The sequence below is a fragment of the Cobetia sp. 3AK genome (assembly GCF_029846335.1).
Classification (GTDB): Bacteria; Pseudomonadota; Gammaproteobacteria; order Pseudomonadales; family Halomonadaceae; genus Cobetia; species Cobetia marina.
The window spans coordinates 69,180-88,935 of sequence record NZ_JARWKR010000006.1 but is presented as its reverse complement, the minus strand read 5'-3'; the positions used below and the strand labels follow the sequence as shown (position 1 = coordinate 88,935).

The 19,756-nt window shown below is 64.2% G+C and carries 16 protein-coding genes; 7 read left to right on the top strand and 9 right to left on the bottom strand.

Annotation, left to right across the window (positions count from 1 at the left end; genetic code table 11):
* Positions 1 to 102: 102 nt before the first annotated feature.
* Positions 103 to 378 carry an HU family DNA-binding protein gene (locus tag QD228_RS10125; protein WP_024952843.1) on the top strand — a complete coding sequence of 92 codons (276 nt, stop codon included), beginning with the start codon at positions 103 to 105 and terminating at the stop codon, positions 376 to 378.
* Between the two features lie 178 nt (positions 379 to 556).
* Positions 557 to 913: a hypothetical protein gene (locus QD228_RS10120; RefSeq protein WP_077379860.1), complete on the top strand. Its 357-nt coding sequence runs from the start codon at positions 557 to 559 to the stop codon at positions 911 to 913.
* Between the two features lie 83 nt (positions 914 to 996).
* Here QD228_RS10120 and QD228_RS10115 read toward each other — a convergent pair whose 3' ends face one another.
* Positions 997 to 1,413, bottom strand: coding sequence for a DUF2780 domain-containing protein (locus QD228_RS10115; protein WP_077379862.1), 417 nt, complete (start codon positions 1,411 to 1,413; stop codon positions 997 to 999).
* Positions 1,414 to 1,615: 202 nt separating this feature from the next.
* Here QD228_RS10115 and yccS point away from each other — a divergent pair, with 202 nt between their 5' ends.
* Entirely contained in the window at positions 1,616 to 3,868 is a 2,253-nt protein-coding gene (gene yccS, locus QD228_RS10110) for a YccS family putative transporter (RefSeq protein ID WP_279875496.1), read from the top strand.
* Positions 3,869 to 3,964: 96 nt separating this feature from the next.
* Here the strand turns inward: yccS and recG are convergent, their stop codons facing one another.
* Together recG and QD228_RS10100 are read right to left on the bottom strand one after the other, a co-directional pair.
* Complete coding sequence (gene recG / locus QD228_RS10105; RefSeq protein ID WP_077379866.1) at positions 3,965 to 6,106, bottom strand: ATP-dependent DNA helicase RecG; 2,142 nt, start codon at positions 6,104 to 6,106, stop codon at positions 3,965 to 3,967.
* Positions 6,103 to 7,068, bottom strand: a complete 966-nt coding sequence (locus tag QD228_RS10100) for a hydrogen peroxide-inducible genes activator (RefSeq protein WP_077379868.1) — start codon at positions 7,066 to 7,068, stop codon at positions 6,103 to 6,105. The genes recG and QD228_RS10100 overlap by 4 nt, the downstream gene beginning before the upstream one ends.
* A gap of 71 nt (positions 7,069 to 7,139) precedes the next feature.
* Between QD228_RS10100 and QD228_RS10095 the strand changes: the two genes are divergently transcribed.
* A complete protein-coding gene (locus tag QD228_RS10095; RefSeq protein ID WP_077379870.1) occupies positions 7,140 to 8,027 on the top strand; it encodes an NAD-dependent epimerase/dehydratase family protein in 888 nt (295 codons plus the stop codon).
* A 241-nt stretch (positions 8,028 to 8,268) separates the two neighbouring features.
* On the opposite strand, the gene QD228_RS10090 is transcribed toward QD228_RS10095, so the two are convergent.
* From QD228_RS10090 to gmk, 4 genes are all read right to left on the bottom strand, one after another.
* Positions 8,269 to 8,658 carry a RidA family protein gene (locus QD228_RS10090; RefSeq protein WP_077379872.1) on the bottom strand — a complete coding sequence of 130 codons (390 nt, stop codon included), beginning with the start codon at positions 8,656 to 8,658 and terminating at the stop codon, positions 8,269 to 8,271.
* A 208-nt stretch (positions 8,659 to 8,866) separates the two neighbouring features.
* Positions 8,867 to 11,032: a bifunctional (p)ppGpp synthetase/guanosine-3',5'-bis(diphosphate) 3'-pyrophosphohydrolase gene (locus QD228_RS10085; protein WP_077379874.1), complete on the bottom strand. Its 2,166-nt coding sequence runs from the start codon at positions 11,030 to 11,032 to the stop codon at positions 8,867 to 8,869.
* Between the two features lie 111 nt (positions 11,033 to 11,143).
* The gene (rpoZ, locus tag QD228_RS10080; RefSeq protein ID WP_077379876.1) at positions 11,144 to 11,395 is read right to left on the bottom strand and encodes a DNA-directed RNA polymerase subunit omega; all 252 of its coding nucleotides are present in this window, start codon (positions 11,393 to 11,395) and stop codon (positions 11,144 to 11,146) included.
* Positions 11,396 to 11,741: 346 nt separating this feature from the next.
* On the bottom strand, positions 11,742 to 12,398 hold the full coding sequence (gene gmk, locus QD228_RS10075) for a guanylate kinase (protein WP_077380016.1): 657 nt from the start codon (positions 12,396 to 12,398) through the stop codon (positions 11,742 to 11,744).
* 546 nt (positions 12,399 to 12,944) lie between these two features.
* Here gmk and QD228_RS10070 point away from each other — a divergent pair.
* The gene (locus tag QD228_RS10070) at positions 12,945 to 14,132 is read left to right on the top strand and encodes an MFS transporter (protein ID WP_077379879.1); all 1,188 of its coding nucleotides are present in this window, start codon (positions 12,945 to 12,947) and stop codon (positions 14,130 to 14,132) included.
* 115 nt (positions 14,133 to 14,247) lie between these two features.
* Here the strand turns inward: QD228_RS10070 and QD228_RS10065 are convergent, their stop codons facing one another.
* Positions 14,248 to 15,249 (bottom strand): GlxA family transcriptional regulator, encoded by a 1,002-nt coding sequence (locus tag QD228_RS10065; RefSeq protein ID WP_240499631.1) that lies wholly within the window; start codon positions 15,247 to 15,249, stop codon positions 14,248 to 14,250.
* Between the two features lie 294 nt (positions 15,250 to 15,543).
* Here QD228_RS10065 and QD228_RS10060 point away from each other — a divergent pair, with 294 nt between their 5' ends.
* Both QD228_RS10060 and QD228_RS10055 read left to right on the top strand, forming a co-directional pair.
* Positions 15,544 to 17,124, top strand: coding sequence for a BCCT family transporter (locus QD228_RS10060; protein ID WP_279875495.1), 1,581 nt, complete (start codon positions 15,544 to 15,546; stop codon positions 17,122 to 17,124).
* A gap of 341 nt (positions 17,125 to 17,465) precedes the next feature.
* On the top strand, positions 17,466 to 19,046 hold the full coding sequence (locus tag QD228_RS10055; protein WP_077379885.1) for a BCCT family transporter: 1,581 nt from the start codon (positions 17,466 to 17,468) through the stop codon (positions 19,044 to 19,046).
* Between the two features lie 96 nt (positions 19,047 to 19,142).
* On the opposite strand, the gene QD228_RS10050 is transcribed toward QD228_RS10055, so the two are convergent.
* Positions 19,143 to 19,571: an organic hydroperoxide resistance protein gene (locus tag QD228_RS10050; RefSeq protein ID WP_077379887.1), complete on the bottom strand. Its 429-nt coding sequence runs from the start codon at positions 19,569 to 19,571 to the stop codon at positions 19,143 to 19,145.
* Positions 19,572 to 19,756 lie beyond the last annotated feature (185 nt).

Genomic DNA, 19,756 nt, shown 5'->3' with positions numbered 1-19,756 from the left:
GCAAGTGCAGCAACATCCGTGCAAGAACAACATCCGTGCAAGAACAACAATGAATCGGCGGCTGAGCCGCCCGTGCAGAATGCCAAACCAGGAGGGCTTTTCATGCGCAAGCCAGAACTCGCTGCGGCCATCGCCGAGCGTGCGGATCTGTCCAAGGACAAGGCTAGTCAGGTGTTGAACGTGATTCTCGACGAGATCACCCACACGGTCGCCAAGGGCAACGATGTTTCATTGATTGGTTTTGGCTCCTTCACGGTGCGTCAGCGTGCAGCGCGTACCGGCAAGAACCCCCAGACAGGCAAACCCCTGACCATCCCGGCCAGCAAGACAGTGGCCTTCAAGCCGGGCAAGTCATTGAAGGATGCGGTGACCAAGTAAGTCTGGTCCACGCCGCCGCGCCCCTGCTGGCGTGGCGGCCCGCCATGCTTGCCCGATGTCAGTATCGATGCCACCGGCTCCGCCACTCGGGCCCGGTGGCATTTTGTCATGGACGGTATCGATGGCTGTTCGCGGCTGACCGCTTGACCGTGCCGCCTCTCAAGGAAGGATTGACGCCATGAAGCTCAAGTTGCTGTTGTGGGTACTGGGCCTGCTGCTCAAGCGTGCCTTCCGGCGCGACCCCGAATTTCGCGCTCAGCTCGAGACGCGTTCGCTGGATTGGGGCGTTGCCACGGAGGATCTGAGCATCGCGCGTCATTATCGGATGTCTCGGGAAGGTGTGACCTCCGGCACCGGTCTGCCGGTGGATACGGAGCTTGAGCTGCGCTTCGCGGATGCTGAGAGTGCGGTGGCCTTCCTGCTCAAGCCGTCTCCCAAGGCCTTCTTGAATGGCATGATGGAGCAGCGCGTGCGTCTGGTCGGGGATTCCGCCCAGCTCAATCGTCTGCAGTCATTGCTCAAGCGGATTCGCTGAACCGACGGCCATGCCGTAGTGACCGAAAAAAACGCCCCGCTGATCTGCTCAGCGGGGCGTTTTTCGTGAGGACACGCAAGGTGTCACAGCAGATGCTTGAGGCCCGGGATGCCCTCGATGACCTGGTCGACCACACCATCGCCGGCTTGCTCGCGCGCATAGCTCAGCGTCTCATCGGCCACGCCACGTGCCTGATCCATGTTCAGGTCCAGTCCCATCAGCTTCTGGCCCAGCTCCAGTGCTCCCCCTCCGCTGCCTCCGGTGAATGCACTGACCGCCCCCATCAGGCCGCCCATGAGGCCACCGCCCCCGGACTCGGCGGCTTCCTCGCCAGCGCTGCCGATCAACCCTTCGGCGCCCGGAATGGCCCCCAGCAGTGATGCCGCCGGCCCATCCGGGCCCTGTTCACGCACGAACTTGAGAATGAGGCCGACCGCCTGTTCGGCAATCTCCGGTGACAGCCCGAGGGCGCCAGTGACACGTTCGATGAGTGGGTGCATCGGTATTCTCCATGAAATCCGGGGTAGGCATGAGTGGGTAGCATGAGTGGGTAGAGTGGCACGGACGGAGAGTTTGGCGCCTGAAGCGCTTGCCAACGCTTGTGTGAGCCGGAGCTATCGGACACGGCAGAACAGGGTGGTATGCTAGCGGCATAAATCTAAAGTCTAATGCGCTGCTCGCGCCCTGGTCACGGAACACTTCATGACACGCTCCCTGCAACACTCGCTCATCCACTCCCTGCGTCGACTGTGGACGCTGGATGCCTTCAGCTATTCGCTGCGCATGCTCATCGCGCTGGGCGGTGTGATGGCGGTAGGGTTCTGGCTGGACGAGATGGCGCTGGTGATCCCGCTGTTTCTCGGCGTGATTGCCTCGGGACTGGCGGAAACGGATGACCATTGGCGCGGGCGACTGCGCGCGCTGGGCATGACACTGGCCTGCTTCAGCATCGCCGCCGTCTCGGTGGAGCTGCTGTTCGGCATGCCGCTGCCCTTCGTGATCGGCCTGGCGCTGGCCACCTTCACCCTGCCGATGCTGGCGGCGATCGATGCCCGCTACGGGGCCATCGCCCGCGCCTCGCTGATTCTGGCCGTGTACACCATGATCAGTCTCGAGCAGCAGCATGGCGATGGGCAGATCGCGCTGCTGGAGCGCAGCCTGCCCGAGTGGCTGCGTGAGCCGGGACTGGGTATCAATCTGGTCCAGCCGTTGCTGCTGGTGATCGGCGCGACCTGGTATGGCCTGCTGTCGGTACTGTGGTGCGCGCTGTTCTCGCGTCAGCCGCTCAAGCACAGCATGGCGACCCTCTACCGTGAACTGGGCCGCTATCTGATTCTCAAGGCTCAGCTGTTCGAGCCACTGCGCAACGTGGATCGCTCGGCGCGTCGTCTGGCGCTGGCGGAGCAGAATGGTCGTGTGGTCGTGGCGCTCAACCAGACCAAGGAGATGGTCTTCCGGCGTCTCGCCGGGCGGCGCGACACCAGCAAGCTGGATCGCTACCTGCGGCTCTACTTCATCGCCCAGGACCTTCATGAGCGGGCCAGTTCGAGCCATTACCCCTATGGCCAGCTCAGTGATGCCTTCTTCCATCACGATATCCTGTTCCGCTGTCAGCGCCTGCTGGAGCAGCAGGGCGGCGCCTGCAAGGGGCTGGGCCGGGCGCTGCTGATGCGTCAGCCCTTCGAGGCCAGTGACAGCCAGCAGGCGCTGGAAGACCTCAACGCCTCGCTCGAGTATCTCAAGCAGCAGCATCGGCCTGAATGGCGTCATCTGATGCAGGCGCTGGAGGCGCTGGCGGGCAACCTGCGGTTGATCGAAGGGCAGATCGAGCGACTCGGCGATCTGGAAGCCAGCAGCAGCGAAAGCGACAACAGCCTGCTGGACCGCTCGCCTCACGGCACGCGGGACATGCTCGAGCGCATTCGCAGCCATCTGACCCCGCGCTCACCGATCTTCCGTCACTCGCTGCGCCTGACCGCGACCCTGGTGGCCGGCTATGGCGTGCTGCTGGCGGTCCACCCGACCCAGGGCTACTGGATTCTGCTGACGGGGCTGTTCGTCTGCCGGCCCAGCTTCGGCGATACCCGGCGCACCCTGGCTCAGCGCATCGTCGGTACCTTGATCGGTCTGCTGGCTGGCTGGGCGCTGATCAGCCTGTTCCCGGCCCCCACCCTCCAGGCCGGCATCGCCGTGGTCGCGGGGGTGCTGTTCTTCGCCACCCGCGGGTCACGCTACACCCTGGCGACGGCGGCCATCACCCTGATGGTGCTGGCCTGCTTCAACCAGGTCGGTGATGGCTTCGATCTCATCTGGCCGCGACTGTTCGATACGCTGGTCGGTGGCCTGCTGGCAGGGCTTTCCGTGGTGTTGATCCTGCCGGACTGGCAGGGCCGCAAGCTCTATCGTCAGGCCGGTGTCAGCCTCAAGACCAGCGGGCGCTATCTGGGGGAGGTGCTGTCCCAGTATCGTCACGGCAAGCGCGATGACCTGGCCTACCGCCTGGCGCGGCGCAATGCCCACAATGCCGACGCCGCCTTCTCGAGCCTGCTGGCGACGGCGCGCAAGGAGCCGGGCCATTTCCGGCGTGACGTGGAACCGGGCTTCGGCTTCCTGCTCCATGCCCATACCGCGCTGGGGTATCTGTCGGCATTGGCGGCGCATCGTGGCGAGCTGGAATCCACCTCGTCCGCCAGCAGCGGCATCGAGACGCTGTTGCGCCATGGCGAGCATCTGAGTCAGCAGCTGACGACATTGGGTGAGCAGCTGGAGGCGGGCGGCGAGATCACCCTCACGCTGGAAAGCGATCATGAGATCGCGGCGCTGGAGGCCGAGATCGAGCAGGTCGAGTCCACCACCGGGCGCCTGGCGCTGTCACAGCTGATTCTGGTGCTGCGGCTGTTGCAGCCGCTGGAAAGTGCCGGCACCCAGCTGATCAAGGCCAGCCGCGCCAGCTGAGGGCTGGCGCGGCTGGCAAGTGGCCAAGTGAACGAGTGACCAGGTGAACGAGTGACCAGGTGAACGAATGCGTTGGGGGACAGGTGGACAGGGCGCTCAGACGGCGCCGTATTGGCCAGCCGCCTCCCCCAGCCAGCGGCGGATCAGGGGCTCCGCGGCCTGGGGGGCCTCAGTGAGAATGGCGTCGGCCAGGGTGGTGGTCGGGGCGATCAGGTCACTGTCACGCTCGAGATCGGCGATCTTCATCCCCGCCAGTCCCGTCTGACGCGTGCCCAGCACTTCGCCGGGCCCGCGCAGCTCCAGGTCCTTCTCGGCGATCTTGAAGCCGTCGGTGGTCTCGCGCATCACCGCCAGGCGTTGCCTGGAGTGCTGAGAGAGCGGCGGGTGATAGAGCAGCACGCAGAAGCTCTCGGTGCTGCCACGCCCGACACGCCCGCGTAGCTGGTGCAGCTGCGACAGGCCGAGACGCTCGGGGTTGTCGATCACCATCAGGCTGGCATTCGGCACATCGACCCCGACCTCGATCACCGTGGTGGCCACCAGCAGGTCATGTTCGCCTTCCTTGAACGCCGCCATCACCTCGGCCTTCTCGGCCGCCTTCATGCGGCCGTGCACCAGACCGATGGACAGCTCCGGCAACGCCTCGGTCAGCTCGTCACGCGTCACCTCGGCGGCCTGACAGGTCATCACCTCGGATTCCTCGATCAGCGTGCATACCCAATAGGCCTGACGACCCTCGGCGCAGGCGGCGCGAATGCGCTCGACCACCTCGGGGCGCCGCGGGTCGGCCACTGCCACGGTCTGCACCGGGGTACGTCCCGGGGGAAGCTCGTCGATCACCGAGAGATCGAGATCCGCGTAGGCGCTCATCGCCAGAGTGCGCGGGATCGGCGTGGCGGTCATGATCAGCTGATGGGGGGTCAGGCCGCCGGCCTCGCCCTTCTCGCGCAAGGCGAGACGCTGATGCACGCCGAAGCGATGCTGCTCATCGACGATCGCCAGCCCCAGGCGCTGGAAGGTCACGTCGGCCTGGAACAGCGCGTGAGTCCCGACCACCATGCGTGCCCGGCCATCGGCGATGGCCGCCTTGGCATCCAGCCGCGCCTTGCCCTTGAGCTTGCCGGCCAGCCACGCGACCTCGATGCCCAGCGGCTCCAGCCATTCGCGGAAGTTGCGATAGTGCTGCTCGGCGAGAATCTCGGTGGGGGCCATCAAGGCGGCCTGACAGCCGCCACCGATGGCGATCAGAGCCGCCATTGCCGCCACCACCGTCTTGCCCGAGCCCACGTCGCCCTGCACCAGGCGCAGCATCGGCACTTCGCGCGCCAGGTCACGGCGTACCTCATCCAGCACACGGCGTTGGGCGCCGGTCAGCGAGAAGGGCAACTGGGCAAGAAAGCGGGTGCTCAGGCCACCGCTGGCGCTTAACGAGGGGGCGCCATCCTGCTGGATGCGCGCTCGCACCTGCCGCAGGCTCAGCTGATGGGCGAGCAGCTCTTCCTGGGCGAGACGCCGCTGACTGGGATGCACGCCGTCGCTCATCTGATCGACGGGCGCATCCGGCGGTGGCTCATGCAGGAAACGCAGGCACTCGATCACCCCGGGCAGGCGAAAGCGTGCGCGCAGGGCCTCGGGGATCAGGTCCGGCAGCTCATGGGGCGTCTCCTCAAGCTGCTTGAGGGCCTGGCCGATCAAGCCGCGCAGGCGCGCCTGATTGAGTCCTTCGGTGGCCGGATAGATGGGGGTGAGGTGGTCTTCCACCGGCGCCGCGCCCTGACCGAGCAGACGGTATTCCGGATGATAGATCTCGAGACCGGTGGCCCCGGCACGCGCCTCGCCGAAGCAGCGCACGCTGTGGCCACGCTGGAACTGCTGTTGCTGGGCGGGAGAGAAGTGGAAGAAGCGCAGGCTGAGGATGCCGCTGCCATCGCGCAGGCGCACCAGCAGGCTGCGCCGGCGACCCTTGACGATGTCGCAGGCCGTCACCTCGCCTTCCACCACGGCCTCCATGCCGCTCTTGAGCGTGCCGATGGGGGTGACGCGAGTCCTGTCCTGATAACGCAGCGGCAGGTGGAAGAGCAGGTCCGCCACGCGCTCCAGTCCCAGCCGCGACAGCTTCTCGCTCAGCGCGGGGCCGACCCCGCTCAGGCTGTCCAGCGGTTGCGCCAGCGCGCCGGTGGCAAAGACACCGGCGCTGGCGGGCCCGGCAGATGAGGCGTCCGTGCCCGCCCTGCTCATGCCGGTTCGTGGCTCTGGGAAGCGGAACCCTGCATGCCGTTCTCGTTGCTCTGGCGGGCGCGGGTCGAGCACTCGGCGATCGCCTGGCTGATCACGTCAATCGCCTTGGGGCGCGGGAAGCTGGCACGCCATGCCAGGGCCACGCTGCGGCTGGGGGCGGGGTCCTTGAAGGGACGTGTCTCGAGCACGCCGCTCTCGTAATGGCCGGTACCGGTGGCCGAGTAGGGCAGCACGGTGATACCGAGGCCTGAGGCGACCATGTGACGAATGGTCTCCAGCGAGCCCCCCTCGGCGATCAGGGTGTTCTCGGGATTGTTGATCTGATGGCCGATGGCCGGACACGCCTCGAGAATCTGATCACGGAAGCAGTGGCCCTCGCCCAGCATCAGCAGACGCTCATTGATCAATTGCTCCTTGGCGATGCTGTCCTGTTCGAGCAGCGCGTGACCCGACGGCAACAGCACCTCGAAGGGTTCTTCGTAGAGCGTCTTGGTCAGCACGTCGGTCTCGGTGAAGGGCAGCGCCACGATGATGATGTCCAGCTCACCGTTTCTGAGCTTGCGGCGCAGATCGCCGGTCATGCCTTCCTCGATGTAGAGCGGCATCTTCGGCGCACGCCGCGTCAGTTCCGGCACCAGATGCGGAAACAGGTAAGGTCCAATGGTATAGATGGCGCCGATGCGCAACGGGCTGGAGAGCTGATCCTTGCCGGCATTGGCCAGCTCCTTGATCACGCTGGACTGTTCCAGCACGCGCTGGGCCTGCTGAACGATCTTCTCGCCGAGCGGTGTGACCTGTACGGTGGACTTGGAACGCTCGAACAGTGCGACTCCCAGCTCCTCTTCCAGCTTCTTGACGGCCACCGACAGGGTCGGCTGCGAGACGAAGCAGCGCTCTGCGGCGCGTCCGAAATGACGCTCCTGGGCCAAGGTTACGATGTAGCGGAGTTCTGTTAGAGTCATGATTCCTGCCCGGAACTGGCATCCTGGGATGCGGTGGGTACCGATTCGTTTTACCAAGGAGCACGGCAAAGGTGAAGAAGACGAGTCTCATCCTCGGTTGTGGCGACGTTGGCAGCGCGCTGGCGCGCGAGCTGCTCAAGGCCGATCAGCACGTCATCGGTGTCAGACGCGATGTGTCCAGGCTGGCGGATCTCGGTATCGAGACGCTGGCACTGGACATCACCGCGGAAGGTGCTCTGGCCAGCTTGCCAGATGCCGACACCGTGGTACACGTGCTGAGCGCTGACCACTTCGACGAAGACGCCTATCGGGCCGCCTACGTCGATGGCATTCGTGCGCTGGTCGCGGAGCTGGAATCGCGTGCCAACCCGCCGACACGCGTATTCTTCGTGTCCTCGACCTCCGTCTACGCCCAGAAGGAAGGCGAAGAGGTCGACGAGCAGTCCCCCACCGACGCCACCAGCTTCTCGGGGCAGCTGATGCGGGAAGGCGAGCAGGTCCTGCTCGACTCCTCGCTCAATGGCACCGTGGTGCGCTTCTCCGGTATCTACGGGCCGGGCCGCGACATGCTGATCCGTCAGGCGCGCGATGGGCGCATCGCCGCCAGCAATCCGCCACTCTACTCCAACCGCATCCATCGTGACGACTGCGCGGGGGTGCTGGCGCACCTCATCGCACTGAGTCTCGAGGGCAAGCCGGTCGAGCCGATCTATCTGGCCACCGACTGTGATGGCGCACCGCTGCACGAGGTGATGGCGTGGTTGGCACGTCAGCTCAAGGTCGAATCCACCGAGGTGATCCAGTCGCCGCTGCGGCGTCGCTCCAGTAAGCGCTGCGGCAATGCGCTGCTGCTCGAGAGTGGCTATCGCTTCCGTTACCCGACCTTCCGCGAGGGTTATGCCGAGGTGCTCAAGGAACATGGCGTGACGGTACCGGAGAGCGAGCTTTCCGGGCGCTGAGCGCCGCACGGCGATTGACTTGTCCACAGGAGGTCGCGCGTGACGCATCCTGACCGGCTGTGGACAAGTCGAGACGCCGGGAGCCAAGGCTGCCTAGCCCGATAACTGACAGTGCCCGCCCCGGGTTTCCGGGGCGGGCACTGTCGTTTCAGCAGACCACGTTTCAGCAGACCACGTTTCAGCAGACCACGTTTCAGCAGGTCAGGCATTTCGGCAGATCAGGCGGCAAGATCCACCGTGATCAGTCGCCGATGACCATCACGCCTTCGGCTTCGAAGGCCACGCCCTTGGGCAGTGCCTTGACGCCGACGGCGGCACGCGCCGGGAAGGGCGCGCTGAAGAACTCTTCCATCACCGCGTTGACGCGAGCGAAGTCATCGAGGTCCGTCAGGTAGAGGTTGAGCTTGACGATGTCGCCCAGGCTGCCGGCGGCTTCTTCACACACGGCGCTCAGGTTGGTGAACACCTGACGCGCCTGCGCCTCGATACCGCCTTCGACGACTTCCATCGTCTGCGGGTCCAGCGGAATCTGGCCGGAGAGATAGACGGTGTTGCCCGCCTTGATGGCCTGGGAGTACGGCCCGATGGCAGCGGGTGCCTTGTCGGTGTTGATGATCGCGCGATTGCTCATGTTGTGCTCCTTGTGACTGTCTTTCCTACTGGTCTTGTGCCAGTTGCCTTGTGACAGTGAATTGCGATTGTGTTTGTGAGTGCGCTGCTCGCCTGTCTCGGCGAGGTGTCGGGCAGAGGCCCGTCGTGTCCATGGACGACCTTGCGGAAGTCCCAAAAACGAAAACCGCGCCGCCCGCCGGTGGCGAACGACGCGGCCTTGAATCCGATCAACTGATGACGCGGGTAATGCGCTCCACGTGCAACAGGTTGCGCATGCGCTTGATGATGCGTGCCAGGTGAATGCGATCACGTACCGCCAGGGTCAGATTGACGATGGCCAGGTGTGCGTCGCGCTCCTCGATGCCGATGCGTTCGATATTGGCTTCCGCGTCGGTGACGAGTTCGGCCAGCTCGGCGATCAGCCCGCGCTGGGTCTGGGCTTCGATGCGCAGGGCGACGGTGAAGTCGCCTTCGATCTGCTCGGCCCAGGTCAGCGGGAAGACACGCTCCGGATCGCTGGCCAGCTCGGTCAGATTGCTGCATTCCTGACGATGGACCACCAGGCCCTTGCCGGCTGACAGGTGGCCCATGATGGGCTCTCCCGGCAGCGGGTGGCAGCAGCGTGCATAGCTGGTGACCATGCTGTCGCCGCCACTGACCTGCATCGGCCCGATGCCACTGTCCTCCGGCTGGACGTTGCCATCCTTGGCCGAGAACTTGGGCTGCTGTGCCGCGGGACTCATCCTGTCGTTCAGCAGGCTCTGCGCCACGCTGTAGGCGGCGCGGGTACCGAGACCGATGGACTCGAGCAGATCATCACGCCCGCCTTCCAGCTCAAGCTCCGCCGCCAGGGTATCCAGGCGCTGGGGCGGCAGCTGTTCGAGGGTGATGTCCAGGCCGGCGAGTGCCTTGATCAGCAGGCGCTGGCCCAATGCCACGGACTCGCTGCGCTGCTGATGCTTGAGGTAGTGGCGAATGGCGGAACGCGCCTTGGCGGTGGTGACGAAGTTGAGCCACGCCAGATTGGGCTTGGCGCCCGGTGCGGTGATGACCTCGACGGTCTGACCGCTCTCCAGTGGCGAGGATAGCGGTGCCAGATGACGATCGATGCGACAGGCGATGCAGCTGTTGCCGACATCGGTGTGCACCGCATAGGCGAAATCGACCGCCGTCGCACCGCGCGGCAGCTCCATGATGTCGCCCTTGGGGGTGAACACGTAGGTATCATCGGGGAACAGGTCGTTCTTGACGTGCTCGATGAATTCCAGCGAGTTGCCGGCATGCCGTTGCATCTCGAGCAGGCCGCGTACCCACTCGCGGGCACGCGCGTGGCTGCCCGCGCCGATGGGACGGTCGGTCTGCCCGGCCTTGTACAGCCAGTGGGCCGCGATGCCGTTGTTGGCCATCGCTTCCATCTCGCGGGTGCGGATCTGCACCTCGATGGGCATGCCGTTCATGCCGAACAGCGTGGTGTGCAGACTCTGGTAGCCATTGGCCTTGGGGATCGCGATGTAATCCTTGAAGCGACCCGGTACCGGCTTGTAGAGATTGTGCACCACGCCGAGGATGCGATAGCAGCTGTCCACGTCATCAGTGATGATGCGGAAGCCGAACACGTCCATCAGTTCATTGAAGGGCTTCTGCTGGTCACGCATCTTGCGGTAGATGGACAGCAGATGCTTCTGACGGCCGATCACCGAGCCGGGCAGCTGATCGCGCTCCAGCGCGTTCTGCAGGCTGGCCTGGATCTCGCGCATCAGGGTACGACGATTGCCACGCGCGGCGGTGACGGCACGCTTGATGCGTTCGGAGCGCATCGGGTGCAGCGCCTGGAAGGACAGATCTTCCAGTTCGACACGGATGGTGTTGATACCGAGGCGGTTGGCGACGCGGGCGTAGATCTCGAGCGTCTCACGGGCGATGCGCCGCTTCTTCTCGGGGCGCAGGGCACCGAGGGTACGCATGTTGTGGAGACGGTCGGCCAGTTTGACGATGATGACGCGGATGTCCTGGGACATCGCCAGCACCATCTTCTGGAAGTTCTCGGCCTGAGCGACGGCCTTGTCCTCGAAGGTGATCTGGGTCAGCTTCGAGACGCCATCGACCAGCAAGGCCACCGGCTCGCCGAACTGGCCGGCCAGTGCCTCGAAGGTCACGCTGGTGTCTTCGATGACATCGTGCAGCATGGCCGCCATCAGGCTCTGATGGTCCATGTGCATGTTGGCGAGAATGTTCGCCACCGCCAGCGGGTGGGTCACATAGGGTTCACCGGAACGCCTGCGCTGGCCATCGTGGGCCTGCTCGGCGTAATAGAAGGCGCGCCTAACCTGACGGATCTCTTCCTCGGGAAGATAACCGCCCAGGCGGTCTGCCAGGTCATCGATCGTGAACATTCAGCGGCCTTGGCTCAAGGTGGTTCCGGGCCCGCACCCCGCGTGATGGCCATGATGGCGCGACGTTGGAGGTGCGGATCAGCACACGTACAGGAGAGGGAGAGCCGGGGCTCAGTCCTCGATCTGCGGCAGCACCGGCTTGCGCTGGATCGGAGCTTCGACCGGCTCATTCAGGATGTCGCGGTTGACCAGACCTGCCGCCACTTCGCGCAGGGCCAGCACGGTCGGCTTGTCGTTTTCCCACGGCAGTTGGGCGTTGCGGCTGCCACGTGACAGCTGACGGGCACGACGAGTGGAGATCATCACCAGCTGGAAGCGGTTGTCGACGTTCTCGAGGCAATCTTCTACGGTTACGCGGGCCATGGCAGTGCACCTTCAATAGCGGGATATTCGGGGGTTCGCTGTCGGCGTGTAATCAGCGCAGAGTGCCGCGACCGCTAGGGGCCGCATACCCTGATCATCTGACAGTATCTCGCACACGACGCAAGCACAATGCCGCTGCGCCAGCCCGCCAGGGGCGAGACAGCGCAGCGGCCAATGATTCTGAAAGGGAATCGAGTCTACTCGACGCCCTTGTGGCGTGACAAGTAGGGCGCTATCCGGTGGCGCGACATGGCGCGCTCTCGGCGGCGTAAGCGACCAGAGCGCGCATGATCAGCACCGTAGGCCGCAACAAGTCCTTGTCATGCCTGGACTTCGTGCACGGGCGTCATCCGGCGAGCAGGGAGTCCAGCAGGGCGGCATGGCGCGCCTGGACGCGCGGGCGGCGTGCGCGCTCGGCGGTGATCAGACTGCACAGCTCGTCCAATGCCTGAGTAAAATCATCGTTGATGACGATCAGGTCGTATTCGTCGTAGTGGGACATCTCGCTGACGGCGTCACGCATGCGCCGGGCGATGACGTCTTCCCCATCGGTACCGCGGCCGGACAGACGCTCGAGCAGCGCTTCACGCGACGGCGGCAGGATGAAGATGGAGACGGCTTCCGGCACCTGGGCGCGTACCTGCTGGGCGCCTTGCCAGTCGATCTCGAGGATGACGTCCTCGCCCTTGCTCAGGCGAGCTTCGACCGCCGGACGCGAGGTGCCATAGAAGTTGTCGAAGACCTGGGCGTGCTCGAAGAAGTCGCCCTGCTCGATCATCGTCTTGAAGTGATCGACATCCACGAAGTGGTAGTTGACGGCATCCTGCTCGCCCGGGCGCTGGCCGCGGGTGGTGTGCGAGACGGATACGCCGATGCCGTCCATGCGCTCCAGCAATGCCTTGACCAGTGTGGTCTTGCCGGCGCCGGAGGGCGCGGAAATGATGTAGAGAGTGCCACGGGCGTTGCTGGCGGCAGTGGAGGGTGCTGATGATGTCGAAGACATGGAAGGGATCCGCTTGCTGTCGCTGAATCGGCGCATTATCGCACACTCACCCCTGCTTGGGCTGCAGGCAGACATGACGGTGTCATGTACCGATGTTGCACTTCCGGCACCACAGTTGTCGTGATGAATCGGTTGGGCCGGCGTGGCGTTATCTGCAACAATGGTCGTATATTTCATTGATCGCTCAAGCATCGGCCAGCCCGCGAGTCGGCTCGGCCCCATGAGGGATCGCACGGTTTGCTGACGCCTCGCCCAAGGCAACTTGAGGAGGGTTGCCGCAATACCGTTTGCCAGACGATAGAGCAGCGCCATGACGTGCAGCAGGCGTCCAAGAGAGACGCCACGCACGAGCGCATCACCTGTTACCTGTCCCGCGCGCCATTCATTCCCGCCTTCCTGGCAGATGATGAATGGCGCGCGGTCTTTTGCCTTGCGTAGCGCCAGCCATGCGCAGGCAATGCCATCCTTGGCCTGCACCTGTCAGCGGTGCTGCGGATGAGCACGGACACGGGTGATACCCCCTTTCAAGTTTCAGGAGACCCGGACATGTCTGCCTCCCCCGTTGCGCGCCATCCGCGCATCGCCGAACTGGCGCTGGCACTCGGTGCCTTTGCCATCGGCACTACCGAATTCGTGATCATGGGGCTGATGCCCAACATCGCCGCGGACTTTCAGGTGTCATCCCAGCAGGTCGGCTATGCCATCAGCGCCTATGCGATGGGGGTGGTGGTCGGAGCTCCGCTGATCTCGGCGCTTGGCGCACGCCTGCCGCGGCGTGGCCTGTTGATCGGCCTGATGCTGCTGTTCGCGCTCAGCAACGTGGCCAGCCTGATGGCCCCCTCACTGACCAGCTTCGCCGCGCTGCGCTTCATCGCGGGGCTGCCGCATGGCGTCTATCTGGGGGTGGCCGCACTGGTGGCGGCGGATGCTGCTCCCGCCGGCGAGCGTGGCCGTGCCGTCGGGCGCGTGATGATGGGGCTGACGGTGGCGATTCTCATCGGGGCGCCAGCGGCGACCTGGTTCGGCAGTCTGTTCGGTTGGCATTCCGCGTTCCTCCTCGTCGGCCTGCTGGCGCTGGCGACGGCCGTGCTGGTGCGTGGCTTCGTGCCCTATCAGGCAGGCAATCAGAACGCGACGCCGCTGACCGAGCTGGCCGCGCTGATCAAGCCGCGGGTGCTCTATACCCTCGGCATCGCCTGCATCGGTTTCGGCGGCATGTTCAGTGTCTACAGCTATGCGGTGGAGACGCTCAACGTCCAGGCCGGACTGTCCCAGAATCTGGTGCCGATGGTGCTGGCCGTCTTCGGGGTAGGCACCATCATCGGCAACCTGATCGGTAGCCGTGCTGCGGACATCGACCTGATGCGCACCATTCCTGCCGTGCTGATCTGGAGCGCGCTGGTACAGGGTGGCTTCTACTTCGCCGCTGACGGTGTCTGGAGCGGTATCCTGTTCGTCGGACTGGTCGGTACGGGCATCGGCCTGGCACCGGCGCTGCAGATGCGCCTGATGGATGTGGCGGAAGACGCCCAGACCATGGCGGCGACCCTCAATCACGCGGCCTTCAACATCGCCAATGCGCTGGGCGCCTGGTGTGGTGGCCTGGCCTTCGCGTATGGCCCGTCCCACTCCTCCATCGGCCTGGTCGGGGTGGCCATGGCCATCGCCGGCTTGATCGTCTTCCTGCTCGGGCAGCGCCATGAGCGCCGCGAATTGCAGACGGCTTCCGCCTGATGTGTGCATGAAGCGAGGCCGTGAAAGCCCCGTGAGCACAAGACGTCGCAACGCAGAACGCCGCCCTTCGGGGCGGCGTTCTGCGTTTCTGGGGCTCATCAGTGGCAAGGGACTGTCAGCATCTCTGGCGAGCGCGCGTCGGTGACATGCCGAAGTAATCCCGAAAGCAGTGACTGAAATGTGTGGTGCTGACGAAGCCGCAGGCCACGGTGACATCGGTGATGCTGGCATTGCCCTGGGTCAGCAGCTGGCGGGCGCGTGTCAGGCGCATCTCCAGATAATGGCGAGATGGCGTGGTATCCAGATGTCGCGTGAAAAGCCGCTCTATCTGGCGCCGCGACAGGGAGACGCAGTGCGAGATGTCGGTCATGCTCAGCGGCTCCTCGAGGTTGCTGCTCATCAACTCCAGGATGGAGCGCAGTGCCTCGGGAAGGTGACTGTCCGGTGCGGGCAGCGTCTGCTCGACATGCCACGGACTGGGCGTGGCCGGGCGCTCGCAGGCCAGAATCTCCTCGACGCTGCGCGCCAGATCCTCCCCGTGACGCTGACGCATGCCTTCCAGCATCATGTCCAGCGCACTGGCGGCGCTGGCACTGCTGAGACGCGCTTCCTCGACGACCAGCGGGGCTCGGGACAGCTCGAGCGCGGGGAAGGTCTCGCTGAACAGCGCCGCGTTCTCGGGGTGAATGGTGCAACGATGGCCCTCCATCACCCCGGCCGAGGCCAGGAAGTAGCTGCCGTTCCACAGACTGCCCAGGCGACAGCCCTGCTGGGCGGCACGGCGCAGCAGCTCGTTGAGCCTCGGGATCTCTTCCAGCATCACGCGATAGCCTCCGCACACGATCAGCAGATCGCACTGGGCAGGGTCCAGCTCGGCAAGCGTCAGGCCGGGCATGATGTCGATGCCCAGATCGCTGCGTACGCTGCCATCGTTCAGGCCACAGGTGTGCAGGCGATAGAAGGGATCGTCACGGAGCAGATTGGCAGTCACCAGCGCATCCAGCCCGGAGGTGAAGGCGGGGAGGGAGAAGTGCTCCAGCAGCACGAAGGCCACATCGAGCGGTGCGCTCCGGGAGCAGGTCACGTCCTGAAGCAGGCGCTGGTTGCGCAGTTTCATCGAGGGGGTGAAATCACGGCGGCGAGGCGATGTCATGGTATCGAGGGAGCACTATCGCGGATGAAGGAGGGGGCGGGGCAGGCAATGCCTCACGTGTCAGCTTCATCCTCTCAGGAGTTGGCAGGCACGGCGAGTGGCAATCCGGTGTCCTTGTGTTGGACAGAATGTAATGCCGCTGTGGGCTTGGTGATACTTCGCGTAACACAGCAGTAAAATCATGGACTTGTCACAGCGATGCCAAGGGTGTGGCTGATAGACTGCCCGGCTAATCAGACCATGCCCAGAGGCAGATAAATGACGGATACCACCCGGACTCTTTCGTCCGTCGCCGCAACTTCAGCAGCCCCTACCCCTGTTTCCCGCGCTTCCTCCCGGGGCCTCGACTGGCCCGTCTTCCTCCTCAGCGGTGGCGTGATGGCGGTGTTCGTGATCGCCGCACTGGTCAATCTCGAGGGCGTCTCGTCGCTCATCCAGCATGCCTTCGATCTCTCGACCGCCTACTTCGGTGCCTATTGGCAGGCGCTGATGATCGCCACCTTCCTTGTCGCCATCGGCATGACGTTCGGTCGCACGGGACGGGTGGTGCTGGGTGGCCTGGACACGCCGGACATTTCCACGCCGCGCTGGATGGCGACCATCCTGTGCACGTTGCTGGCGGGGGGTGGCGTCTTCTGGGCAGCGGCGGAGCCGATCGCCCACTTCACCTCGCCGCCACCGGTGTTCGGCCCGGACGCCGCCGTGGGCAATCTCGATGCTGCCTACAACGCGCTGGCGCAGAGCTTCATGCACTGGGGATTTCTCGGCTGGGCGGTTCTGGGCAGCCTGACCGGCGTGGTCTTCATGCATCTCCATTATGAGAAGGGCCTGCCGCTCAAGCCGCGCACGCTACTCTATCCGCTGTTCGGCGACCGGGTGATGCGTGGACCTGCGGGAGCGCTGGTGGATGCCTGCTGCGTGCTGGCGGTCATCGCGGGCACCGTGGGGCCAGTGGGCTTTCTCGGCATCCAGCTCAGCTTCGGGCTCAACGCGCTGTTCGGCATTCCCGACACCTACACGACGCAACTGGTGCTGTTGGCCATGTTGACCGCCGTCTACACCCTGTCAGCGGTGAGTGGTGTCATGCGCGGCATTCAATTCCTGAGCAGCGCCAATGTGCTGATCGGCGGCGCGATGTTGCTGTTCATCCTGATCATGGGACCGACGGAATTCCTGCTCAAGGCCTTCCCGCTGGGCATGGTGGACTACCTGAAACACATCGCGCCGATGGCGGTCTTTCGCGCGGACACTGGGTGGCTGAACAGCTGGACGCTGTTCTTCTGGGGCTGGTTCATCGGTTTCGGACCCCTGATGGCGATGCTGGTCGCGCGTATCTCGCGGGGCCGCACGCTGCGCCAGATGGTGTGGTTGATCACTCTCCTGTCGCCGCTGGCGACCTGCGTGTGGTTCACCATTCTCGGTGGCAGCGGTCTGGCCTTCGAGCTGGCCGATCCCGGCAGCGTGTCCGGCCCGTTCACCGGCTTCAACCTGTCGGCGGCCTTGATCGCCATCACCCAGCAGCTGCCGTTCGGTTTCATCATGTCCGTGATGTTCCTGATTCTGTCGGCATTGTTCGTGGCCACCACTGGCGACTCGATGACGTATGCCATCTCGATGGTGATGAGTGGTCACGACGCCCCGCCGCGCAGCGTGCGCGTGTTCTGGAGTCTGATCATGGGCGTGGTGGCAGCCTTGCTGATCTCGATGGGCGATGGCGGCATCAATGCACTGCAATCCTTCATCGTCGTCACCGCCGTGCCGGTCTCGCTGATCCTGTTGCCGAGCCTGTGGAATGCGCCCGGCATCGCGCGCAGGATGGCCCGCGAGCAAGGACTCTGATTCATCCTCATGACCTTGGCCGTCATGACCTTGGCTGACATGGTTCGCCCGACATGATTCGCCCGGCAGGATGAGCAGGGCCATGTCATCCGATGACGAGAAAGAAGACGCCGCCCTCCAGGGCGGCGTCTTCATGAGGAGAGGGAGTGAGGGCACAAGCGGCGCGAAGGGGCACGACTCGAAGGATGCGTCTTGTTACGGCGCGCCAAGAATGTAAAACGGCTGTAGGCTTGATGATACGTCGCGTTACATAGGTGTAAAAACAACCGCTTATCGCCTATTTCCTCCTGTCTCGACTGATACACTGCACCGTCACTCAGATCATGCCTAGAGGCTGACTAATGACGGATTCTTCCCGGACTGTTTCGTCCGGCTCCGCCACACCGGTAACTCCCCCCGCTGATTCCGCACACTCCCCGCAAGGTATCGACTGGCCTGTCTTCATCATCAGTGGTGGCGTGCTGGCGCTGTTCGCCATCGCCGCACTGGTCGATCTCGACGGTGTCTCCGCGCTCATCCAGAGTGCCTTCGGTGTCTCGACCCACTACTTCGGTGCCTACTGGCAAGCGCTGATGCTGGCGACCTTCGTCATCGCCATCGTGCTGACCATCGGCCGCACCGGACGGGTGCGCATGGGCGGACTCGCCGCGCCGGATATCTCGACGCTGCGCTGGATGGCCATCATCCTGTGCACGCTGCTGGCGGGCGGTGGTGTCTTCTGGGCAGCGGCCGAGCCGATCGCTCACTTCACCTCGCCGCCGCCGGTGTTCGGCGCCGATGCCCCGACGGGCAACGCCGATGCCGCCTACAACGCGCTGGCGCAGAGCTTCATGCACTGGGGCTTCCTGGCCTGGGCGATGCTCGGCAGCCTGACCGGCATCATCTTCATGTACCTGCACTACGAGAAGGGTCTGCCGCTCAAGCCGCGCACGCTGCTCTACCCGCTGTTCGGCGACCGCGTCATGCGTGGCCCCGTCGGCGCGCTGGTGGATGCCTGCTGCGTGCTGGCGGTGGTCGCCGGTACCGTCGGCCCCATCGGCTTCCTTGGCCTGCAGGTCAGCTATGGGCTCAACGCGCTGTTCGGCATCCCCGATACCTACGCGACCCAGCTCACCCTGCTGCTCGTGCTGACCGTCATCTACACCCTGTCAGCGGTGAGCGGCGTGACCCGTGGCATCCAGTTCCTGAGCAGCACCAACGTCCTGCTCGGCGGCGCGCTGTTGCTGTTCATCCTGATCATGGGCCCGACCGGCTTCCTGCTGGATGCCTTCCCGCAAGGGCTGGTGCGCTACGTCGGCGACTTCGTCTCCATGTCCACCTTCCGTGCTGACGATGGCTGGCTGAATGGCTGGACGCTGTTCTTCTGGGGCTGGTTCATCGGCTATGGTCCGCTGATGGCGATGTTCGTCGCGCGCATCTCGCGTGGCCGTACCCTGCGTCAGATGGTGCTGTTGATCGCGGTCATCTCGCCGCTGGTCACCTGCCTGTGGTTCACCATCATCGGTGGCAGCGGTCTCGCCTTCGAGCTGAGCAACCCGGGCAGCGTCTCCGGCCCGTTCACCGGCTTCAACCTGCCGGCAGCGCTGATCGCCATCACCCAGCAACTGCCGTTTGGCTTCACCATCTCGGTACTGTTCCTGGTGCTGACCACGCTGTTCGTCGCCACCACCGGTGACTCGATGACCTACGCCGTCTCGATGGTGATGAGCGGTCACGACAATCCGCCGCGTGGCGTGCGCGTGTTCTGGAGCCTGATGATGGGCGTGGTCGCGGCGCTGCTGATCTCGATGGGCGATGGCGGCATCAATGCGCTGCAATCCTTCATCGTCGTCACCGCCGTGCCGGTGTCACTGATTCTGCTGCCCAGCCTGTGGAACGCTCCGCTGATTGCCCGCCGCATGGCGCGTGAGCAGGGCGTCTGATCGGCTCGCACGCTCGAGAGCAATGAGCGTGTCGCACCATCAAAAACGCCGCCCCGAGGGGCGGCGTTTTCGTGTCTGGCGATCAGACGTCAGTCATCAGACGCTGACGTTCAGCGTCACATCGATATTGCCACGCGTCGCGTTGGAGTAAGGGCACACCTGGTGCGCCTTCTCGACCAGCGCATCCGCCTCGGACTTGTCCATGCCCGGCAGGCTGATATCCAGCGCCACCTCGATACCGAAACCGGCCGGAATCTGGCCGATACCCACCTTGCCGGTGATCTCCAGGCCTTCCGGCAGCGTCACGCCGTCAGTGCTGGCCACGTGCTTCATGGCACCGATGAAGCAGGCAGAGTAACCCGCCGCGAACAGCTGCTCCGGGTTGGTGCCTTCACCGCCACCACCGCCCAGCTCCTTCGGTGTGCTCAGGGTGACATCCAGCGCACCATCGGAAGAACGCGACTTGCCCTCACGACCCCCAGTGGTAGTGGCTTCTGCACGGTACAGCACTTGTTCGATAGACATGCCTGACTCCTTGAGCGGAAAAGCCCTCAGTCGAGGGGTGGGAACAAGATGATGGTCACTGCTGGTGAGTTCAAGTAGATATTCATAGATTCAAGTACTTATATGGAACAGCTGCCAAGTCAAGTTGATTTTTAGTGTATCGATCAAAGTCCATAGCGAATATGAGCATCACCATAGTTACCAAG

What these genes read in the sequence shown, in the direction of transcription:
- QD228_RS10120 (WP_077379860.1), top strand. Translation starts at nt 557, where the DNA reads ATGAAGCTCAAGTTGCTGTTGTGGGTACTGGGCCTGCTGCTCAAGCGT.
- QD228_RS10065 (WP_240499631.1), bottom strand. Translation starts at nt 15,249, where the DNA reads ATGAAACTGCGCAACCAGCGCCTGCTTCAGGACGTGACCTGCTCCCGG.
- QD228_RS10085 (WP_077379874.1), bottom strand. Translation starts at nt 11,032, where the DNA reads ATGTTCACGATCGATGACCTGGCAGACCGCCTGGGCGGTTATCTTCCC.
- QD228_RS10100 (WP_077379868.1), bottom strand. Translation starts at nt 7,068, where the DNA reads ATGACTCTAACAGAACTCCGCTACATCGTAACCTTGGCCCAGGAGCGT.
- QD228_RS10125 (WP_024952843.1), top strand. Translation starts at nt 103, where the DNA reads ATGCGCAAGCCAGAACTCGCTGCGGCCATCGCCGAGCGTGCGGATCTG.
- rpoZ (WP_077379876.1), bottom strand. Translation starts at nt 11,395, where the DNA reads ATGGCCCGCGTAACCGTAGAAGATTGCCTCGAGAACGTCGACAACCGC.
- QD228_RS10070 (WP_077379879.1), top strand. Translation starts at nt 12,945, where the DNA reads ATGTCTGCCTCCCCCGTTGCGCGCCATCCGCGCATCGCCGAACTGGCG.
- QD228_RS10115 (WP_077379862.1), bottom strand. Translation starts at nt 1,413, where the DNA reads ATGCACCCACTCATCGAACGTGTCACTGGCGCCCTCGGGCTGTCACCG.
- QD228_RS10060 (WP_279875495.1), top strand. Translation starts at nt 15,544, where the DNA reads ATGACGGATACCACCCGGACTCTTTCGTCCGTCGCCGCAACTTCAGCA.
- gmk (WP_077380016.1), bottom strand. Translation starts at nt 12,398, where the DNA reads ATGTCTTCGACATCATCAGCACCCTCCACTGCCGCCAGCAACGCCCGT.
- recG (WP_077379866.1), bottom strand. Translation starts at nt 6,106, where the DNA reads ATGAGCAGGGCGGGCACGGACGCCTCATCTGCCGGGCCCGCCAGCGCC.
- QD228_RS10050 (WP_077379887.1), bottom strand. Translation starts at nt 19,571, where the DNA reads ATGTCTATCGAACAAGTGCTGTACCGTGCAGAAGCCACTACCACTGGG.
- yccS (WP_279875496.1), top strand. Translation starts at nt 1,616, where the DNA reads ATGACACGCTCCCTGCAACACTCGCTCATCCACTCCCTGCGTCGACTG.
- QD228_RS10055 (WP_077379885.1), top strand. Translation starts at nt 17,466, where the DNA reads ATGACGGATTCTTCCCGGACTGTTTCGTCCGGCTCCGCCACACCGGTA.
- QD228_RS10090 (WP_077379872.1), bottom strand. Translation starts at nt 8,658, where the DNA reads ATGAGCAATCGCGCGATCATCAACACCGACAAGGCACCCGCTGCCATC.